16 protein-coding genes are annotated in these 18,340 nt (G+C 65.6%); 10 read left to right on the top strand and 6 right to left on the bottom strand.

From position 1 onward, the window contains the following. Nucleotides 1-29: 29 nt before the first annotated feature. From K9F62_18090 to K9F62_18070, 5 genes are all read right to left on the bottom strand, one after another. On the bottom strand, nucleotides 30-1,460 hold the full coding sequence (locus tag K9F62_18090) for an anion permease (GenBank protein UJX40582.1): 1,431 nt from the start codon (nucleotides 1,458-1,460) through the stop codon (nucleotides 30-32). Between the two features lie 337 nt (nucleotides 1,461-1,797). Further along, entirely contained in the window at nucleotides 1,798-3,207 is a 1,410-nt protein-coding gene (locus K9F62_18085; GenBank protein UJX40581.1) for a sigma-54 dependent transcriptional regulator, read from the bottom strand. Continuing rightward, nucleotides 3,204-4,949 (bottom strand): transporter substrate-binding domain-containing protein, encoded by a 1,746-nt coding sequence (locus K9F62_18080; protein UJX40580.1) that lies wholly within the window; start codon nucleotides 4,947-4,949, stop codon nucleotides 3,204-3,206. The genes K9F62_18085 and K9F62_18080 overlap by 4 nt, the downstream gene beginning before the upstream one ends. Nucleotides 4,950-5,135: 186 nt before the next feature. Next, nucleotides 5,136-5,999, bottom strand: coding sequence for an NAD(P)-dependent oxidoreductase (locus tag K9F62_18075; protein UJX40579.1), 864 nt, complete (start codon nucleotides 5,997-5,999; stop codon nucleotides 5,136-5,138). Nucleotides 6,000-6,207: 208 nt separating this feature from the next. After that, nucleotides 6,208-7,395 carry a DUF459 domain-containing protein gene (locus K9F62_18070; GenBank protein UJX40578.1) on the bottom strand — a complete coding sequence of 396 codons (1,188 nt, stop codon included), beginning with the start codon at nucleotides 7,393-7,395 and terminating at the stop codon, nucleotides 6,208-6,210. Between the two features lie 494 nt (nucleotides 7,396-7,889). Between K9F62_18070 and K9F62_18065 the strand changes: the two genes are divergently transcribed. The 9 genes from K9F62_18065 (at nucleotide 7,890) to K9F62_18025 (ending at nucleotide 15,892) form a co-directional block, all read left to right on the top strand. Further along, nucleotides 7,890-8,243, top strand: a complete 354-nt coding sequence (locus K9F62_18065) for a hypothetical protein (protein ID UJX40577.1) — start codon at nucleotides 7,890-7,892, stop codon at nucleotides 8,241-8,243. A gap of 461 nt (nucleotides 8,244-8,704) precedes the next feature. Next, a complete protein-coding gene (locus tag K9F62_18060) occupies nucleotides 8,705-9,016 on the top strand; it encodes a DUF485 domain-containing protein (GenBank protein ID UJX40576.1) in 312 nt (103 codons plus the stop codon). Then, on the top strand, nucleotides 9,013-10,560 hold the full coding sequence (locus K9F62_18055) for a sodium/solute symporter (protein ID UJX40575.1): 1,548 nt from the start codon (nucleotides 9,013-9,015) through the stop codon (nucleotides 10,558-10,560). The genes K9F62_18060 and K9F62_18055 overlap by 4 nt, the downstream gene beginning before the upstream one ends. Nucleotides 10,561-10,675: 115 nt before the next feature. After that, on the top strand, nucleotides 10,676-11,728 hold the full coding sequence (locus tag K9F62_18050) for a DUF294 nucleotidyltransferase-like domain-containing protein (GenBank protein UJX43245.1): 1,053 nt from the start codon (nucleotides 10,676-10,678) through the stop codon (nucleotides 11,726-11,728). Between the two features lie 10 nt (nucleotides 11,729-11,738). Continuing rightward, nucleotides 11,739-13,610 (top strand): CBS domain-containing protein, encoded by a 1,872-nt coding sequence (locus tag K9F62_18045; GenBank protein UJX40574.1) that lies wholly within the window; start codon nucleotides 11,739-11,741, stop codon nucleotides 13,608-13,610. Further along, nucleotides 13,598-14,320, top strand: a complete 723-nt coding sequence (locus tag K9F62_18040) for a 3'-5' exonuclease (GenBank protein ID UJX40573.1) — start codon at nucleotides 13,598-13,600, stop codon at nucleotides 14,318-14,320. The genes K9F62_18045 and K9F62_18040 overlap by 13 nt, the downstream gene beginning before the upstream one ends. 201 nt (nucleotides 14,321-14,521) lie before the next feature. Beyond that, complete coding sequence (locus K9F62_18035; GenBank protein UJX40572.1) at nucleotides 14,522-14,962, top strand: transcriptional repressor; 441 nt, start codon at nucleotides 14,522-14,524, stop codon at nucleotides 14,960-14,962. A 24-nt stretch (nucleotides 14,963-14,986) separates the two neighbouring features. After that, the gene (locus K9F62_18030; GenBank protein UJX40571.1) at nucleotides 14,987-15,481 is read left to right on the top strand and encodes a rubrerythrin family protein; all 495 of its coding nucleotides are present in this window, start codon (nucleotides 14,987-14,989) and stop codon (nucleotides 15,479-15,481) included. A gap of 195 nt (nucleotides 15,482-15,676) precedes the next feature. After that, the gene (locus tag K9F62_18025; protein ID UJX40570.1) at nucleotides 15,677-15,892 is read left to right on the top strand and encodes a rubredoxin; all 216 of its coding nucleotides are present in this window, start codon (nucleotides 15,677-15,679) and stop codon (nucleotides 15,890-15,892) included. 63 nt (nucleotides 15,893-15,955) lie between these two features. Here K9F62_18025 and K9F62_18020 read toward each other — a convergent pair whose 3' ends face one another. Further along, nucleotides 15,956-17,074 (bottom strand): AI-2E family transporter, encoded by a 1,119-nt coding sequence (locus K9F62_18020; GenBank protein UJX40569.1) that lies wholly within the window; start codon nucleotides 17,072-17,074, stop codon nucleotides 15,956-15,958. 148 nt (nucleotides 17,075-17,222) lie between these two features. On the opposite strand from K9F62_18020, the gene K9F62_18015 reads away from it, so the two are divergent. Continuing rightward, nucleotides 17,223-18,233 carry a rhomboid family intramembrane serine protease gene (locus K9F62_18015; protein ID UJX40568.1) on the top strand — a complete coding sequence of 337 codons (1,011 nt, stop codon included), beginning with the start codon at nucleotides 17,223-17,225 and terminating at the stop codon, nucleotides 18,231-18,233. Nucleotides 18,234-18,340: the final 107 nt, after the last annotated feature.

Genomic DNA, 18,340 nt, shown 5'->3' with positions numbered 1-18,340 from the left:
GTCTATAAGTCCGCTGCTCTGCCGGCGCGTTAGCCACGCATGAGAATCCAGGGGAAGCCGACCAGCAGGTACACGCCGAGGAAAATGGCGCCGAAAACGAGACCCAGAAGCCAGAATTCGCGGCTCTTGATGTAGCCGGAGCCGAAATAGAGCGGCGAGGGACCGGTGCCGTAGGGGCTGATGATGCCCATGATGCCAAGCGAGCCGCACAGGAGCATGGAGACGACCTCCATGTTGAGGCCGGGAACGGCCATGGCCGTGGCCAGCATGACCGGGAGCAGGGCGGCGACGTGGGCGGTGACGCTGGCGAACATGTAGTGGCTGACGAAGAAAAGGATCACCAGGCCGATCATCATGGCGGTGGGGGAAAAGCCCTGCATGTGCGAAGCGGCCGCCTCGGCGAACCACTTGAGAAAGCCGGTTCTTTTGAGGCCGTCGGCCATGGTCACCAGGGTCGCGAACCAGGCCAGCACGTTCCAGGCCTGCTTGTAGCGGATGATGTCCTCCCAAGTGACGACCTTGGTCAGGGCCATGACGCACACGGCGGCCAGGGCCACGGTGGTGGAGTTGATGGAGCTCTTGAGGAATATCCAGCCCATGAGCGCGGCCACGGCCAAAAGGCCCATGGTGATTTCCCGGCCGGTGATGGGGCCGAGCTTGCCGAGTTCCTCACCGGCCCAGATGGGGGCGTTTTCCGAGGTCTTCTGGGTGGGCGGATAGATGATGTAGGTCAAAAGCGGCGTGGCCAGAAACAGGATGGCCCCCACGGGCAGGACGCTCATAAACCACTGGCTCCAGCCGAGCTGGATGTGGGCGGTCTTTTCCACCAGGGACTGGGCCAGGACGTTGGGGGCCAGGCCGGTTAGGAACATGGACGAGGTGACGCAGGTGGTGGCCAGCGCCGTCCACATGATGTAGGCGCCGAGGCCCCGGGGATTGTTCTCCGGCGTGGAGCCGTACAGCGGCGGAATGTTCTTGATGATGGGGAAGATGGTGCCGCCGCTGCGGGCCGTGTTGGACGGCATGAACGGGGCCAGGATGAGGTCGGCCAGGGCCACGGCGTAGCCCAGGCCCAGGGTCTTTTTGCCCATGCGCTTGATGAGCGTCAGTCCCAGCCGCTTGCCGAGGCCCGTTTTTTCGTAGCCCAGCGCGAACATGAAGGCCGCGAAGATGAGCCAGACCGTGCCGTTGGAAAATCCCGACAGCCCCCACTTGATGGCTTCGCCGGCCGAGGGGAGCTTGCCCGGGGTCATGGGCACGAGGCGCAGGATGGTGGCCAGGGTGACGCCGATCAGCCCGATCAGGGCCGGGGCCACGGGTTCCAGAACCAGACCGAGCACCACGGCCGCGAACACGGCGAAATAGGTCCAGGTGGCGGGGGGCAAGCCTTGCGGGGCGGGTAGCAGCCAGATGAGCAGGCCGAGCAACACCGGCGCCAGGAGCTTGATGGAGCGCTGCATGGGAATCTCCTCGGGATTGGGCGTTAGGATGTGGGCCGGTCTCGGCGGCCGGCGGCCGTTACGACAATGCCGGGCACGGCGGCACACCTTCCGTGCCCGGCGGAGAGAAGAGGGGCATGGCGATCGCGCCATGGGGAGCGCAAAAGCAGGATGGATGCCAAGCTGGCTGAACTGTGTCAGTCTAGTGAAATAAAAGACAAAGTCGGGAAAATACGATGGCCATCACAAAAGAACCCCCATAACCTTGGTTATGGGGGTTCTGCGCTGTGCGGATCAAAAGGCGATATTTTACAGGATGTTGTCGGCCATTCCCCAAAGGTTATGGCCATTGCCTTGGTTATGAGGGTTTGGCGGCGTGCTTGAGGCGTTTGCTGAGCGCCGGCTGGGAGATGCCGAGCAAGCGCGCGGCCAGGGTCTGGTTGCCGCCGGAGCGGGCCAGGGCTTCGTCGACCAGGAAGCGGGCCGCCTCGGCAAAGGTGGGCAGCTGTTCGAAGGGCGCGAAGGGATTGGGCGGCGGCGCGGCGGCCGGGCAGGGCTTGGCGCGGCCCATGGCCGCAAGAAAGCTCTGCATGGAGAGCATGCGGGAGGTGTGGAGGCTGACGGCGTCGAAGACCATGGCCCGAAGCTCCCGGATGTTGCCGGGAAAGGCGTAAGCGCCCAGGCAGCCGACCAGTTCCGGCGGAAAGGCGGGCGTCGGCTTGCCGAGGGCCGTGGCGGCCTCGGCCAGAAAATGGCGCAGCAGCGGTTCGATGTCCTCCTTGCGCTCGCGCAGGGCCGGGATGTGGACATGGTGGGTGCGCAGCCGGAAATAGAGGTCGCGGCGAAATTTGCCCTCGGCCTCGTCGGCGGCCAGGTCGCGGTGGGTGGCGACGATGACCCGGGCCGCCAGGCGCCTCGGCTGATCGCTGCCGAGCGGGTAGTACTCGCCTTCCTGGAGCAGGCGCAACAGCTTCACTTGCGAGGCTACGGACAAGTCCCCGATCTCGTCGAGAAAAAGCGTTCCCCCGGCCGCTTCCTCGACCATGCCGCGCCGCACCGTTTCGGCTCCGGTATAGGCCCCCCGGACATGGCCGAACAGCGTGTCGGCAAAGACGGCGTCGTCGAGGCCGGCCACGTTGACCGCCACGAGCGGCCCTGTGCGGCCGCTTACGGCATGGGTGGCCCGTACCAGGTTTTCCTTGCCCACGCCGGATTCGCCGGTAATCAGCAGCGGCTGGGAACTGGCGGCCACGGCTTCAATGTAGGCGAACACCGCGTGCATGGCCCGGGAACGGGTGACGATGCCGGCAAAGGCCTCGGGATGGGCCGGACCGCCGGCCACCAACCGGCTTTTGACGGCCCGGTTCTCGTCGCGCAGCTCCAGCATGCGGATGGCCCGCAGCACGCCGCTGACGATGCGGTCCTCCTCGTCGGTCTTGACGTAATAATCGAAGGCCCCGAGCTTCATGCAGCGCACGGCGGTGTCGAGCTGGTTGACGCCGCTGATGATGATGCAGGCCACGTCCGGATGGCGTTCGCCGATGGCGGCAAGCAGCTCTTCGCCGGACTTGCCGGGCATGGTCAGGTCGAGCAGGACGAGGCCGATGCCGCCCTTGTCCAGAAGCGGCAGGACCTCGCGGCTGTCCTGGCACAAAAACGTGTTGGTGATGCCGGCCGCCGATTCGAGGGTCAGGGACAGGGAGCGCAGCCAGGCCGGCTCGTCGTCCACGATCAAAATGGCGAAGGCCGGGGACGGGGCGGTGGTCATGCCGGCGATTCCTCCTTGGGCACGGGCAGTTCCAGGCAGGCCGTGGTCCCTTGGCTCGGCGTGGATTCGAACGTCAAGCAGCCGCCGTATTCCTTCACGATGCTGGCCGAGACGGACAGGCCAAGCCCCGTGCCGCCCGTTTCGCGCTTGGTGGTGAAAAACGGGTCCGTCAGATTGGGCAAATGCTCGGGGCTGATGCCGGTCCCCTCGTCGCGCACGCAAAGGACAACCTTGCCGGCGGCGGCATCATGGCGGGTGGTGACCTCGATGGCCCGGCTCCTGTCGGGCAGGGCCTGGCAGGCGTTTATGACGAGGTTGACCACCACCTGCTCGATGCGCTGGGAATTGCCCCAGACGAGCGGCAGGTCCGCCTCGTAGTCGGCGGAAAAGCGGTCGGTGTGCTTGCGGATGGTGGCCTCGACCAGGCGCACGGCCTTGCGCGAGCAGTCGCCCACGTCGATGAGCGCCTTGGCCGCGCCTTCCTCGCGCCGGGCGAAATCCTTGAGGTCGTTGACGATGCGCTTGATGCGCATGGCCCCTTCCTGCATCTCTTCGAGCATCCGGGGGAGTTCCTGGCGCATGCGGGAATAGCGGATGCCGCCCAGGGTGAACTCGCCTTCGCGTTCGTGCCACGCGTCGAGCAGCCGGGAAACGTCGGCCTGGACTTTGCGCAGAATGGGGATGTTGAGCAGGATCAAGCCGTTGGGGTTGTTGATTTCGTGGGCCACGCCGGAAACCAGGGTGCCGAGCGCGGCCATCTTGTCGGCCTGGACGAGCTGGCGCTGGTTGCTGGACAGTTCGTCCAGGGCCTTGGTCAGGGACCGGGTGCGCTGGGCCACCTGCCGGCGCAGCATATGGGCCCAGAGCATGGAGCCGCCGAGCAGGGCCAGAAGCGGCGTGACCACGGCCCCCACGTAGACGGCGAGGGTCTGCCATTTGACCTTGCCGTTTTCCAGCACCCCGAGCCACTTGTCGTGGATGGCCTGATAGCGCCCGGTTTCGCGCAGGATGGCCAGCCCCTCGCTGAAGCGGGCGATCAGGGCGTCGTTGCCTTTTTTGGTGGCGTAGCCGTAGCGCACGGTGGCGACGCTTCGGGCCACGGGCTGGATGTTGTCCAGCTTGTTTTCGCGGATAATGGAGATGCCGGGCAGTATGGCCACCACGGCGTAATCGCCCACGCCCGAGGCCAGAAGCCGCAGGCCGTCGGCCGGGGTTTCGGAAAAGATGAGGTCTTTTTCCATGCCCTTGGCGGCCAGGGTGTCGTGCATGAAACCGGCGCGATGTAAAATGACCTTTTTGCCGGCCAGATCGTCGAGGTTCGAGACGGGCGGCGCGCCGCGCCGGGCGAAAATGGCGTGGTTGACAATGGTGTGGGGGGCAAAGTCGAGGAGCTGGGCCCGCTCGTCGGAATAGGTCATGCCCTCCAGGATATCCAGCCCACCGTCCATGAGCGCTTCGCGTTCACCCGCCCAGGCCCCGAGGCGAAATTCCACCTTCATGCCCATGACCTCGGCCACGGCCCGGGTCAGATCCACGTTGAAGCCGGCCGGTTTGCCGTCCTTGTCCAGAAATTCGTAGGGCGGGTAGTCGCGGTCGCCGCCGACCCTGACCGGCCGGCCGATCCCGGGGATTGGCGCGTTGCCGTAAAGGCCGTCGGCGGCCCGGGCATCGAGCGCGACACCCCAGGCAGCGTAAGAGAGAATGGAGAGCGCGAATGCGAAACGCAGCATAACGCCTGTCATGGCGATGCCCTGCCGGCTTTCCGCCCTTTCGTCAATTGGATGAGGGATAATATGACAAAGACAGTGCGAGAGGGAAAACCCTTTAAAAAGGGTTCTTCCCTCTCGCGCTCTCCCTTTCCTCAATTTTATGACTGAATGCGTGTTGAGGAGGCGTTTCAGGAGTGTTTTGGGAAAACAGGGAAGTCGCTAGCCCAGGGCCTTGATCACAGCCGCGAAATCCGCATCGCCAAGGCCCGTGTCCACGAGTTTGCGGTAGAGCGGTGCCAGGACGGACAAGACGGGCGTGCCCGCCCCGGCATCCCGGGCCGCGTCCAGGGCAAAGCCCAAGTCCTTGGCCATGTGTTTGGCCGGGAACTGGGCCGGATAGTCGTCGGCGCGAAACATCGGGTCCTTCAAGCGAAACAGGTCGTTGGCCATGGGGCCGGCCATAACCACGTCGAGAAGCGCCTGCCGCGTAAGACCGAGGGCCTCGCCCAGGCGCACCGTCTCGGCCAGCCCCTCGGCCATGATGCCGAGCAGCACGTTGACCGTGACCTTCATGGTCGAGCCCATGCCCGCCTCGCCGCACCGGGCGACTTTCTTGCCCATGGCCAGAAGCACCGGCTCCACGGCGGTAATGGCTTCCTCGCCTCCGCCGGCCAGGATGACGAGGGTGGCGTCCTCGGCCGGTTTTTTGGAGCCGGAAACCGGGGCGTCCACATACTCCGCGCCGGTTTCACGCACGCGCGCGGCGGCTTGCCGGGCATAGGCCGGGGAGATGGTGCTCATGTTGACGAGGGTCTTGCCCGGGCCAAGGGTGGTGGCCGCGCCGTCCGGGCCGAAAAGCACTGCTTCGCAGGCCTCGGGGCCGGTCAGCATGACGATGGTCACATCGCCATGGGCGGCCGCTTCGGCCGGCGTCTTGGCAACCGAAGCTCCCTCGGCGGCGAGTCGTGCGGCCGGCTCGGGGGAGCGGTTCCAGACCATGACGTCGAAACCGGCCCGCAGACAGTTGCGGGACATGGCCGTGCCCATGATGCCAAGGCCGATAAATCCGATCCGCTGTGCCATCGCTCCATCTCCTTTTGGAGGAGAGGGAAAGAGGGTGCGAGAGGGGAAACCCTTTGAAAAGGGTTCTCCCCTCTCGCGCTCTCCCCTTCCTAAACCTTTTATCGGTTATGGATGAAATATCGACAGCCAGTTGTCATTATGAAAAGTCTTGGGAAAGGGGGTCCGGGGGGAAACCTTTCTCCAGAAAGGTTTCCCCCCGGCATCTCCCTTATTTATTCGCCTGTTTCTCCGCCGGCAGGTTGCCGTCGGAGGAGAGTTTGTCCAGTACTTGGCGGCACAGCAGATCGTAGCCGTTCATGGTCATGTGCACGCCATCCTTGGCTCGAAGCGACACTTTTTTGCCGCCGATGGTCTTGGCCTGGACGAACTTGCCCGTATCATCGGTGAAGATGGTCGAGGCCTCCATGTAGGAGCAGCCGCCGACCTTGGCGCAGGCCGCCTTGGCCGCCTCGTTGACCGCCTCGACCCGCTTGTTGTAGGCCGCGTCGCGCATGGCCGGCAGCCCCACCCACAGCACCTTGATTCCGGCCTTCGAAGCGATGTGCAGGAAGTCTTCGGCCTTTTCCTGGTAGGCGGCGCTCCATTCCGGCGTGCCGGCAGCCTTGCCGGCAATGGGATTGTTGGCGTCGTTGCCGCCCATCATCACCACCACGGCCGACAGCTTTTCCTTGGCCACAAGCTCGGTGAGCTTCTTGTCCCAGTCGAAAAACCTCTTGGAAATAAGGCCGGTGGAGACCTTGCCCAGGGGCACGCAGCCCGAGCCCTCGTACTGCTTCATGCGATTGCTCATGGTCATGCCGATACCGACGGCCAGGGAATCGCCTACCACGGCCACCTTGCCGCCAGCCGCCTTGGGCGCGGCGGGAGCGGTTTTTTCCGCTGCCGGGCCGGTCGGCTCCTGGGGCGTTTTCTTTTCCAGACCGGGCAGGGCGGGCGCGGCGGGCTGTTCCACCGAGGCGACGGTGGTCTCCTTTGCCGTGGGAGCCTTGTCCGCCTCGGTCGGCTGGGCCGGCTTCGCGGTCGTCGTGAAGGGCGTCTTGACCACGGGCGCGGCCGGTTCGCTCTTGGGCTGGGGTAGGGCGGCCGCCTGAACCGGTTTGGGTTCCAGGGTCGCCTTGGTCTGCTCCTCGGGCGAGGCCGGCCGGGGGGAGGTCGCGGGCGGCGGCGCAAGCGGCACTCCGGCCGGGGGGGCGGCCGCCGGCGGGGCCGGCTGGGGCACGGATTTGACCTCGGCCTCGGGCGCGGTCGGGACCGTGGGGGTGTGGGCCGGATAGGTCCGCGCCTCGTAGGTAGCGTTCTTTTTTGAGGATTTGCCGGATGTGTTGATGCACGCCGGCAGGATGGACATGGCCGCTATCATACAAACGGCCAACGCGATTTTGATGATCGATTGCACGCGGCTACTCCGCCGAAAATAAGGATGTGATCGCAACGGGGGACGCGACCGGACAGGCCGGCCGCCGGATGCGGGCCGAACGCCTCGCCCGGCAAGCGGGCGAATCAGGCGTCCGGGGGAATTGAACGGGCCGAAGAAACACTCCGGTCGACAGCACCAGCCTCATGGCCAAGCTTATGACCCAAGGTGGGGCGGTGGTCAAATGAAGATGCGCCCGGACCCGGTGCCCCCAAATGCCGTCACGTTACGCGGGAGCCGCCGGGGCCGCTTCCGGATGGGACGCAAGCGAGGGGACGGTGCGGACTTTTTGTCACGGCGGGATACGCGTTCCGGCTACCCGGGCCGGCAGGCGGGCTTTGGGCGACGGCACATCCTGCCGGTGCATCGATTTCCCATGAAAAACAGGGCCAAGGGCGGTTGCAACGCTCTCTGGCCCGGTCTATGGAAGAACACATGGGCGCGGGATGCCTTCCCCGCGCTGCCAAAGAGGTCCCATGCGCCAGGACGACGCCGAAAAAACGCTTTCCCCCCTTGATGCCGTGCGGCGGTATTGCCTTGCCGCCTGCATGGGCGGGCAGCGCAGCCTGGTTGCCTCCTGCGTCGATCGGGACTGCCCGTTTCATCCCCTGCGCATGCGGGAAATCCCCGAAGGGTTCACCGTGCGGGTCGTGCGGGTGGTGCGCCGGTTTTGCCTGCGCTGCACCGTCGGCGACCGCGAGGCAGTACGCCGCTGCACCGAAAAAGGCGTGTGCCCGATCTGGCCCTACCGTGTGGGAGTCTCGCCCCGCAAACTCAAGCGCCTCATCGCCGAAAAGCGCCGTCCCAAACAACTCGATTTGCCGCTTTAAGGCATAGTTTTCAAAATGATGCCGGGGGGAAACCTTTCTGAAGAAAGGTTCTCCCCCCGGGCCCCCTTTCCAAAGACTTTTAATAATGACAGTGTGTTATTGGAGTATTATCCATAACCATTAAGAAGTTTAGGAAGGGGAGAGCGCGAGAGGGGAGAACCCTTTTCAAAGGGTTTCCCCTCTCGCACTTTTTTTTTCGTTACGCTCCGTTCTCCTCATTTCCTCGGTAAACGGTCCGTTGGGGCCGGCAAGCGGCGTTCGGTCGTGTTCTCCTGCCGTTCACCATTCCTCGGCGCATTGTCGCCGTCCGTCGAAATCCGCGTGCGTTTTCCCGTGCGGGCCGCTTACGACGGCCTCATCCCGCGTTGCCGCGTCCGTTTGCGGCGGCCGGGAAGGGCGGCGATCCCCGTCGCCCCGGACACGAGAAGGCCCGGCCGACCGCCGGCGGCAAGGAGATTCCCATGCACACACCAACGGCCGACCCCACACGCGACAACCGGTTTTCCGCCCTGGTGCGCAAGCGTTGGAGCGTTTCGCTCACGCTTACCGCGATCATGCTCGCGATCTACTATGGTTTCATCGCCATCCTGGCCTTCCGTCCCGATCTCTTTGCCGCCCGTGTCGGCGCGCATATGACTGTCGGCATTCCGGTCGGCCTCGGCGTCATTATCGTCTCCTGGCTTTTGACCGGCATTTACGTGCGCTGGGCCAACGACGATTACGACACGGACGTGGAAAGCCTCAAACACGCCATGCGGGAGAACCGGGAATGAACACCTTCGCCACGACCATCGGACAGCCAAACGCCACATCCATCGCGTTTTTTTTCGTCTTCATCCTGGGAACGCTGGCCATCACCTGGTTTGCGGCCAAAAAGAGCCGTAGCGCCTCCCAGTTCTACGCCGCCGGCCGCTCGGTCACGGGCTGGCAGAACGGTATGGCCCTGGCGGGGGACTACATGTCCGCCGCCTCGTTTCTCGGCATCGCCGGGCTGGTGTCGCTCAAGGGCTACGACGGGCTCATCTACTCCATCGGTTTTCTCGTCGGCTGGCCCATCATCATGTTCCTGATCGCCGAACCCCTGCGCAACCTCGGCAAGTACACCTTCGCCGACGTGGTGGCCTACCGGCTTTCCCAAAAGCCCATCCGCATCGCCGCGTCCATCGGATCGCTGCTGACCGTCTGCTTTTACCTCATTGCCCAGATGGTGGGCTCGGGCATGCTTATCAAGATGATGTTCGGCCTGCCCTACGAAACGGCCATCATCGCCGTGGGCGCGGTCATGATCGCCTACGTGCTTTTCGGCGGCATGCTGGCCACCACCTGGGTGCAGATCATAAAGGCCATGCTGCTTCTGGCTGGAGCCACGGTCATGGTCGGCATGGCGCTGTCCCGCTTCGGCTTCGACGTGACCGCCCTTTTTGACGCCGCGGCCAAGACCTATGGCGACAATGTGCTCAATCCCGGCGGTCTGGTGGCCAATCCCCTGGACGCCCTGTCGCTCGGCCTTGCGCTCATGTTCGGCACGGCCGGCCTGCCGCACATCCTCATGCGCTTCTACACCGTGCCCGACGCCAAGACCGCCCGCAAATCCGTGTTCTACGCCACCGGGCTCATCGGCTACTTCTACGTGCTCACCTTCATCATCGGCTTTGCCGCCATGGTGCTGGTCGGCCGCGACATGATCGGCTCCGTGGACAAGGGCGGCAACATGGCGGCGCTGCTTCTGGCCGAGGTCACGGGGGGCACGGTCTTCCTCGGCTTCATCGCGGCCGTGGCCTTCGCCACCATTCTGGCTGTGGTGGCCGGCCTGACGCTGGCCGGGGCCACGACGTTGTCCCACGACCTGTACGTCAACGTGCTGCGCTCCGGCCGGTCCTCCGAGGAGGACGAGGTGAAGGTGGCCAAGCGGGCGACGGTCGGCCTTGGCATCGTGGCCATCCTGCTCGGCCTGGCCTTCAAGGGACAAAACGTGGCCTTCATGGTGGGACTTGCCTTTGCCATCGCGGCCAGCGCCAACTTCCCGGCCCTGCTCCTGTCCATCTTCTGGAAGGGCACCAGCACCAGCGGTGCGGTGGCCAGCATCGTCACCGGCACCGTGACCTCCGTCGTGCTCATCGTGCTGTCCCCGACAGTCTGGGTGAGCGTGTTCGGCAACCCCGCGCCGATCTTTCCCTGGAAAAATCCGGCGCTCATCTCCATGCCCCTGGCTTTTGCCGCCGGCTGGCTGGGTTCGGTGCTGGTCCCGGACGCCAAGGCCCGTTCCCTCTACGACGCCCAGCAACTGCGCAACTACCTCGGCGTCGGCGCTGAATAAAACGTTGGGAGGGGCCTCGCCCCTCCCAAACCCACCCTGCCAGGGGCGCACCCCTGGACCCCGCCGGGGGAATTTCCCCCGGCCCCCTCAAGGGGGAAGGAGGGCGGTTGTGGAAATGTTGGAACCGGGCGTTGCCGGAGCGGCGCGGCAATTGGTCGGGCGACTGGACACGGCGGCGACCCCGAAGGCGTTGGAAGAACTTTTAGGCGAAATCCGTGGGCTGGTGGCCACGCGTGCGGGGGATGATGATGCCCTGGAAACCGGCCGGCTGGCGAGCGGGTTGTACGACCGGTTGCTGGCTCGGGCCGCCTGGATGGCCCGGGACGGGCCGGATGCGCCTGCTGGCGGCTATGCCCTGGTCGTACTCGGCAGCCAGGGCCGCCGGGAGCAGTTTCTGGCCACGGACCAGGACAATGCGCTGATCCTTGGCGAAGAAGGGGAAGAGAGTGCCTTCGCGGTCTTTGCCGGGCGGCTGGCGGAAATTCTGGAAGCCGCCGGCATGCCGCCGTGTCCCAAGGGCATCATGGCCGCCAATCCCGACTGGCGCAGGGCCCTGGCCGGCTGGCGCGAGGTCATCGATGCCGCCGTCGATCGGCCCGATGCCGCGGCCGTGCTGCTTGTCTCGCTGCTGGCCGATCTGCGCCCTGTGGCCGGTGATTCCGGGCTGGCCGATGCCGTCTCCGGCCATCTGCGCCGCCGTCTGGCCGAAGCGCCGCTTCTCACGCGTCTTTTGGCCCGCGAGGCCCTGGGATTCGGGCCGCCGGCCCATCTGCCCGGCCATCTGCCCCTGAAGCGGTTCGGCCTGGGGCACGCGACCATGGACCTCAAGCGCCAGGCCGTCTATCCGCTGGTGCTCGGCATGAAGGCGCTGGCCCTGGACGCGGGGCTTACCGAGACGGAAACCGTGGCCCGGATTGCCGGCCTGGCCGGGCGTGGCCACTTCGGCGACGAGTTGGCCGAGCGGCTGCGGCAGGCTTTCGGGCATATCCAGTCCCTGCGCCTTGGCGTGCAGACGGCCGCCTCTGCCGGCGGACGCACGCCGGATAACTGCCTCGACCTGGCAAGGCTTGCCGATCCGGACAAGGAGCGGCTGCGCGAGGACCTTGCCGCCCTGGACCGGCTTGTCGCGATTCTCGAACACCATTTCAGCCTTCACGCCCTCACCTGACGGAGCACCTATGCAGGCACGCGATCCTTCCCGCCAACCCGAGGCCGTGGCGGCATTTTTGGCCACGGTGCCGCCTTTTGACGCCATCCCTCCGGCCGAGCTCGCCGCCCTGGCCGCCGGCAGCCAGGTGGCTTTTTATCTGGAAAACGAGCGAATTTCCGGCCCGGAGGAGGCCCTGGACTGGGTCTGCTGCGTCCAGCGCGGCGGGGTGCGCCTGTCCGCGCCGGCCGGGACTGTTTGCTCGTGGCCCGATGCGCCGGGCGATGTGCGCGGGGAAGGGGAATGTTTCGGCCTGCCGGCGGACCTTGGCGGCCCGGGCCAGGCCTGCGAAGTCCGCGCCTTGGAGGATACGTTTCTGGTGCGCCTGCCCCGGGCGGCCTTCGTTGCCCTGGCCCGCCGTCATCCCCGGGTGGCCGCCTACTTCGGCGACGCCCTGTCCCGGGCGGCCGGGCTCGAGCGTCCGCGCCGGGAGGCGGCCTGTCCCGGGCGCGACGATGGGGATTATCTTTTCACCCGGCGGGCCGGGGAGGTGGCTTCCCACGGTCTGGTTTGCGTGGCGCGCGGCACGGATTTGCGCCGAGCGGCCGGGGTCATGGAAGAGGGCCGGGTCGGGTCGGTGCTCGTGCGCGAGGCTTCGGGGGCGGTTATCGGCATTGTCACCGATCGGGACCTGCGCCGGGCCGTGGCCCGGGGCATCGCCCTTTCGGCCCCCGTGGAAACGCTCATGTCCGCGCCCGTGACCGCCATCGATGCCGACGCGCCCTGCTTCGACGCCCTTATCCGCATGACCGGCGAGGGATTCCGCCATTTGCTGGTGACCGTGGACGGCAACCCCGTCGGCATGGTCACGGCCAGCGACCTGCTCCTGTCCCACGGCCGGTCCCCCATGGCCTTGCTGCGCGCCGTGGGCCGGGCCGGGGACGCGGCCGACCTGCGGGCCCTGTGCCGGGGAATACGGCCGCTGGCCGCCGCGCTCACGGCCCGGGGCGCCACGGCCATAGCAGTGGGCGGCATCGTGGCGCTTCTGGCCGAACGGGTGCTCACCCGGCTGCTCGCCATCCTTGAAAAAACGTGCGGTCCGCCTCCGGCCCGCTGTCGCTGGCTGGCCTACGGCGCGGCCGGGCGTCGGGAAATGCTGCCGGACGCCGGTTTGGCCCTGGCCGTTGTCGCCGAGGACGGCGGGGACCCCATCATCGCCCGGGCGGCCAGGACCTATCTGGCGGCTTTTGTTCCCCTGCTCGAAGAGGAACTTGCCGCCTGCGGTCTGCGTACGCCCACGACCGGCCTGTGCCTGGGCGTGGACCCGGCGGCCTTGCGCGGCGACGGTGATCCGCTCACCCTGGAGGGAAGCCTGGAAGCGTTCGACGCGCGCGTTGTCGCCGCTACCGGCCCCGGCGGCGCGGATGGGCCGGAGCCGGTCGCGCCCGGGTTGCCCCGGGAAATCTTCCTGCGGCTGCTGGCCGAACTGACCGCCCATCCCGCGCCGCTTGGCATTTACCAGGGACGTCTCATGGAACGTGACGGCAGCTTCGCCCCGATCTTCGATCTGGCCGCCCGGGGCTCGCGTCCCCTCGTCGCCATGGCGCGCCTTGCCGCCCTGGTCGAGGGAATCGGCGAGACAGGCACCCTGGCCCGCCTGGAATGCCTGGAGCAGGGCGGGCATCTGCCGGAAACGATATGTCGGGCGGCCCGGGAGGCTTTGATCTTCTTCGAGGGCGAACGGCTGGGCTGGCTGCTCGCCGCCGGCGATATCCCGGGGGAGCGACACGGCGAGCCGCGCCCCGAAACCCTTTCCCCGCGCCGCCGCCATGGCTGTCGGGCCGCGTTCGCCGCCGTGGAAGGGCTGCGCCTGGCCCTTTGCGAGCCGCGGTGGCGGCCATGAGACGTCCGGGCTTTCCCTGGCCCTTCGGCTCGCGCCCGATCGCCGCGCCCCTGGCCGCCCACCTGCGCGCCCAGCCCGGCCGCGACCGCACGGCGCTTCTCGAGGACTTGTCCTTTGTGGCCGTGGATACGGAACTGACCGGCTTCGATCCCCGTCGCCACGCCATGGTGGCCATCGGCGCGGTGCGGCTGCGCGGGCTGACCCTTCTCCCCGGGGAGACTTTTTTCACCCTGGTGCGTCCGTCCCGCGACGTGCCCCGCGACGCCTCGCTCATCCACGGCCTCACAGACGCCGCCCTGGCCGACGCTCCGGAGACCGCCGAGGCCTTGGCCGCTTTTCTGGATTTTCTGGGACCGGCCATTGTCGTCGGGCATCACGTGGAACTGGACATGGCTTTTTTCAATGCCGCCAGCCGTCGCTATTTCGGCGGGGAACTGGCCGCGCCCTGCATCGATACCCTGCGCCTTGCCCTTGCCTATGAGGAGAAGCGGCAGATGGGGCCGGGCGGGCAGGGCGATTTCGAGCGGATGCATTTCGACCTGGCGTCGCTTTGCCGGCGCTACGGCCTGCCGCCCTTTGCCGCCCACGACGCCCTGGGCGACGCCTATTCCGCCGCCTACCTCTTTCTCTATCTGGCCCGCAAAAGCGCTCGCGGCCGGCCCTTGACCCTCGGTGGGCTGTGGCGGTCGGGCCGGCTGTGGTGGCGGTAAAGGAAATTTTTCCCCTACCGCTTCAGTTCCCATAAAGCCGAGGCCAACGCCACTCTTCAGTTTTACTGTTGTATTCCTTGAAAGTTTTTTTTTTGGGGGGGGGTCCCCCCGCCCATTCCCCTGCTTCCCCTCAAAAAAACGTCTTGACGGGTCAGGGTGGATTCTCTAAATAGGAATCAAAAGCAACTAGGAATAAAAACTATGTCGATTGAAACCCTCAAGCAACTCTTCGCCAAAAGCGGCCTGAAGTTTACCAACCAGAGATATCTGGTATACAAGGCCATGGCGGAGGCCAAGGACCATCCGTCGGCCGAGACGGTGTGGCGGAGGGTGCGTGCCGAGGCCCCGGCCATATCCCTCGACACCGTCTACCGGACCCTGGCCTCGTTCGAGGCGCGCGGGCTGGTGACGCGGGTCCCGGGCAGGGGGGAGGAGGGGCGTTTCGACGGCGATGTGACGCCGCATCACCACCTGGTGTGCTTGTGCTGCGGGTCCATCGAGGATTTTTCCATGCCCGGCGCCGGGCTGGACGACCTGCCCGAGTCGGTTGCCGACTGGGGACAGGCGCGTGACGCCCAGGTGCTGGTGCGCGGCGTGTGTCGCAAGTGTCTGTGCAAGATGCAACCTGTCAAACAAAACTGAATCCTCTAAAAGGAGAACGTAACGATGAGTAAGACCCTCGAAGATCTCAAGGAAGCTTTTGCCGGCGAATCCCAGGCTAACCGCAAGTACCTCGCCTACGCTGCCCAGGCCGAGAAGGAAGGTCATATCGGCGTGGCCAAGCTTTTCAAGGCCGCTGCCGCCGCCGAGACCGTCCACGCCCACACCCATCTTCGCAACATGGACGGCATCGGCGACACGGCCGCCAACCTGAAGGACGCCATTGCCGGTGAAACCCATGAGTTCAAGAGCATGTATCCGGGCATGATCGAGGACGCCAAGGCCGAGGGTAACAAGGCCGCCGAGCGCGGCTTCACCTTCGCCAACGCCGTCGAGGAACTGCATGCCAAGCTGTATTCCGAGGCGGCCAAGGACGTGGCCGGCTTCCCGGATCAGGACTGGTACGTCTGCTCCGTGTGCGGCTACACCGTCGCCGGTTCCGTGCCGGACAAGTGCCCGGTCTGCCAGGCCCTGGCCAAGGCTTTTTTCAAGGTCGACTGAGGATGAACCGGGGGGAAACTTTTCTGAAGAAAAGTTTCCCCCCGGGCCCCCTTTCAAAAGACTTTTATAATAATGTGTTGCTGATAAGCTGTGCCACGTTATAAACTTTAGGAAGGGGAGAGCGCGAGAGGGGAGAACCCTTTTTAAAGGGTTTCCCCTCTCGCATCGTCCTACTCTCTTCTAAAGGAGCACCCCATGGCTGCGCCGGAAGAAATGTGGCAGTGCCAGACCACCAATTGCGGCTACATTTACAATCCCGACAAGGGCGATCGCAAAGGCAAAATCCCGGCCGGAACCAGGTTCGAGGATTTGCCGGACGATTGGAAATGCCCGGTCTGCGGCGCGGGGAAGAAGTGCTTTCGGCCTCTGGCCGGCCCCGGGTCGACCAAGGGTGTGGAGTGTCCCGTCTGAGGAACGGGCGGTCCGTCGGGGCCGCCCGGAATCGGCGATCGAGCCCTCCGAAAGGGGGGCTTTTTATTTGGCGTTGAGCGGTGGGGCCGATTCGCACGCGTTGCCCAGGTTGCGGTCGTTGAGCACGTGGCTGTAATCCTCGGCGTAAAGCGACAGCATCACCATGGCGAACCCCAGCACCAGCGGGCCGTAGAGGATGCCGAGCGCCCCGAAGAACTTGATGCCGCCGATAATGGCCAGAAACACCCAGAAAGTAGACATCTTGGACCGGTTGCGCATGAGGATCGGCCGGATGATCGAATCGATGCTGGAGACCACCAGCGCGCCCCAGGCGATGAGAAAAACGCCCCATTGCCACTGGCCGGTCACGATGAGGTATATGGATACGGGCAGCCAGATGATGGCCGTGCCGACCACCGGAATAAGCGAGGCGAACCCCATCATGCAGCCCCAGAAAAAAGGCTGGATGCCGACGATGAAGAGCCCGAGGCCGCCGGCCGCCCCCTGGGCCAGGGCGATGAGGAACGCGCCGAGGATGACCGACTTGGCCACGTCGTCGAGTTGGCGGAAAATCCGGTCCTCCTGGTCGGTCGACAGGGGGAGCAGGTAGCGCACCCGCGCGAGCATGGCCTCGCCGTCGCGGATCAGGAAAAACAGCACGAAGATGAGGATGACGAAGTTCATCGTCAGGACGAAGACGTTGCCGATGATGGTCGTGCCGCTGTTGAGCAGAATTTGGCCGGCATTCTTGGAGATGGACAGCAGATCGGCCCGAAGCGCCAGTTTCTTCACGTCCAGAAACGGCATATGTTTCTGGACCCAGTCCAGATAGGGCGCCACGGCCTCGTGGGTGAAAAACGCGTTGAAGTCCATCGTGGAAAGATGGGCCTGCAGGGCGTTGACCGACTGCACCCCCTGGGTCACGAGCGAGCCCAGGAAGAAAAAAACCGGAATGATGAGGCAGGTGAAGATGAGGCACGTGGTGACGAGCGCCGACACCGTGGGCCGTTTGCCGCAAAGGGCGTCGATGCGGCGATGCACCGGCCGGAAAAGCGCCGACAGGACCACGCCGATGATCAGGATGTCGAGAAAGGGCCGCAACACGATATAGGCCAGGTACAAGGCGGCGGCCAGTATGATGAGCAAAAAGGCGGAGTAGAAAATGCGGCGTTCCTGGTTCATGGTCGTGGCTTTATCAAACGGGCGGATGCGGCGGCAAGGGGCAAAGAGGCCGCGAGAGCGCCGCATTGCGAATTGTCGCCGGTTTGTCGTATAGGACGCCGGGTATGACCCTTTTCTCTTTGCGGCGTTTTTTCCGTGGCGGCCGGTCATGAGCGACGGCGTTCCCCGCAAGCCCATGGCCGATGGGGCGTCGCCTTCTCCTAGGCGGCCGCTTCTGTGGCCGCGCCCGGGGCTGCGCGACCTCACTCCCGATCTGCCGACCGAAAACGGCTGGCCGGTCACGGAAATCCGGGCCAGGGACTGGACGTACGTGCTGACCGCGCGCGGCATTCCCCATGCGCTGAGGCGTCAGGACGGGGCCTGGCGGCTTTACGTGCCCCGTCGCCGGGCCGACGAGGCCCTGGCCGAAATCCGGGCGTATCTGGACGAGCGGGAAAACGTCGTGTTGCCCGATCCCGAAGCGGAGCCGTCGCGGCCTTCGGCGACCTGGTCCGTTTTGGCCGTCATGGGCGTGACGGCGGGGTTTTGGGGTCTTTTGCTCGGTGACGCCACGCTTTTCGGCCGGCGCATCCCGTGGAAGACCGTTGGCGGCGGCGACACGGCGGCCATGCTGGCCGGCCAGTGGTGGCGCGCCGCAACGGCCCTGTGTCTGCACGCCGATCCGGCCCATCTTTTCGGCAACGTCGCCTGCGCCGCGCTTTTTTTGAGCTTTTTGTGCCGGGAGACCGGGCTTGGGCTCGGGCTCGCCCTGACGGTTGCGGCCGGGATCGGCGGCAATGTGCTCAAGGCCTGCATCCAGGGACCGGGGCTCTATTTTCTGGGCGCTTCGACAGCGGTTTTCGGGGCGCTCGGGGCCCTTGGCGGCATGCGCCTGGCCTGCCCCCCGCATCCCAGGCTGTCGGTGCGCCGCTTTGTCGCGGCCGGCGCGGTGCTGATGCTCCTTGCCATGCTCGGAGCCGGCTCCGAGGATACCGGCGCGGTGGATCTGGCCGGCCATCTGTTCGGCTTTGTCTCCGGGGCGGTCCTGGGACTTGTTGCCGGATGGACGCTTCGGCACGGGGGACGGCCTGGTCCGGCAGCCCAGACGCTTTTCGGTCTGGCGGCGGCCGGGGCGCTTTGCGCCGCCTGGGCGCTGGCTGTGGCGTCGCTTGCGGGATGAGCCCGAGGAAGGCTTTGCCTTGGACGCCATTTTCGGATAATCCCTCGCACTGCCTATGGTCGCGTCGTTGGCGGCCGGGGCGGACATGTCGCCTTGGGGGTAGGGAA

The sequence above is a fragment of the Desulfovibrio sp. JY genome (assembly GCA_021730285.1).
Lineage (GTDB): Bacteria > Desulfobacterota > Desulfovibrionia > Desulfovibrionales > Desulfovibrionaceae > Solidesulfovibrio.
The sequence above is the reverse complement of the archived record's forward strand: the minus strand, read 5'-3'. Positions and strand labels throughout refer to the sequence as shown.

Coding starts and splice junctions, on each gene's coding strand:
- K9F62_18075 (UJX40579.1), bottom strand. CDS start 5,999: ATGGCACAGCGGATCGGATTTATCGGCCTTGGCATCATGGGCACGGCC.
- K9F62_18015 (UJX40568.1), top strand. CDS start 17,223: ATGAGCGACGGCGTTCCCCGCAAGCCCATGGCCGATGGGGCGTCGCCT.
- K9F62_18055 (UJX40575.1), top strand. CDS start 9,013: ATGAACACCTTCGCCACGACCATCGGACAGCCAAACGCCACATCCATC.
- K9F62_18025 (UJX40570.1), top strand. CDS start 15,677: ATGGCTGCGCCGGAAGAAATGTGGCAGTGCCAGACCACCAATTGCGGC.
- K9F62_18030 (UJX40571.1), top strand. CDS start 14,987: ATGAGTAAGACCCTCGAAGATCTCAAGGAAGCTTTTGCCGGCGAATCC.
- K9F62_18090 (UJX40582.1), bottom strand. CDS start 1,460: ATGCAGCGCTCCATCAAGCTCCTGGCGCCGGTGTTGCTCGGCCTGCTC.
- K9F62_18080 (UJX40580.1), bottom strand. CDS start 4,949: ATGACAGGCGTTATGCTGCGTTTCGCATTCGCGCTCTCCATTCTCTCT.
- K9F62_18035 (UJX40572.1), top strand. CDS start 14,522: ATGTCGATTGAAACCCTCAAGCAACTCTTCGCCAAAAGCGGCCTGAAG.
- K9F62_18050 (UJX43245.1), top strand. CDS start 10,676: ATGTTGGAACCGGGCGTTGCCGGAGCGGCGCGGCAATTGGTCGGGCGA.
- K9F62_18045 (UJX40574.1), top strand. CDS start 11,739: ATGCAGGCACGCGATCCTTCCCGCCAACCCGAGGCCGTGGCGGCATTT.
- K9F62_18085 (UJX40581.1), bottom strand. CDS start 3,207: ATGACCACCGCCCCGTCCCCGGCCTTCGCCATTTTGATCGTGGACGAC.
- K9F62_18020 (UJX40569.1), bottom strand. CDS start 17,074: ATGAACCAGGAACGCCGCATTTTCTACTCCGCCTTTTTGCTCATCATA.
- K9F62_18060 (UJX40576.1), top strand. CDS start 8,705: ATGCACACACCAACGGCCGACCCCACACGCGACAACCGGTTTTCCGCC.
- K9F62_18065 (UJX40577.1), top strand. CDS start 7,890: ATGCGCCAGGACGACGCCGAAAAAACGCTTTCCCCCCTTGATGCCGTG.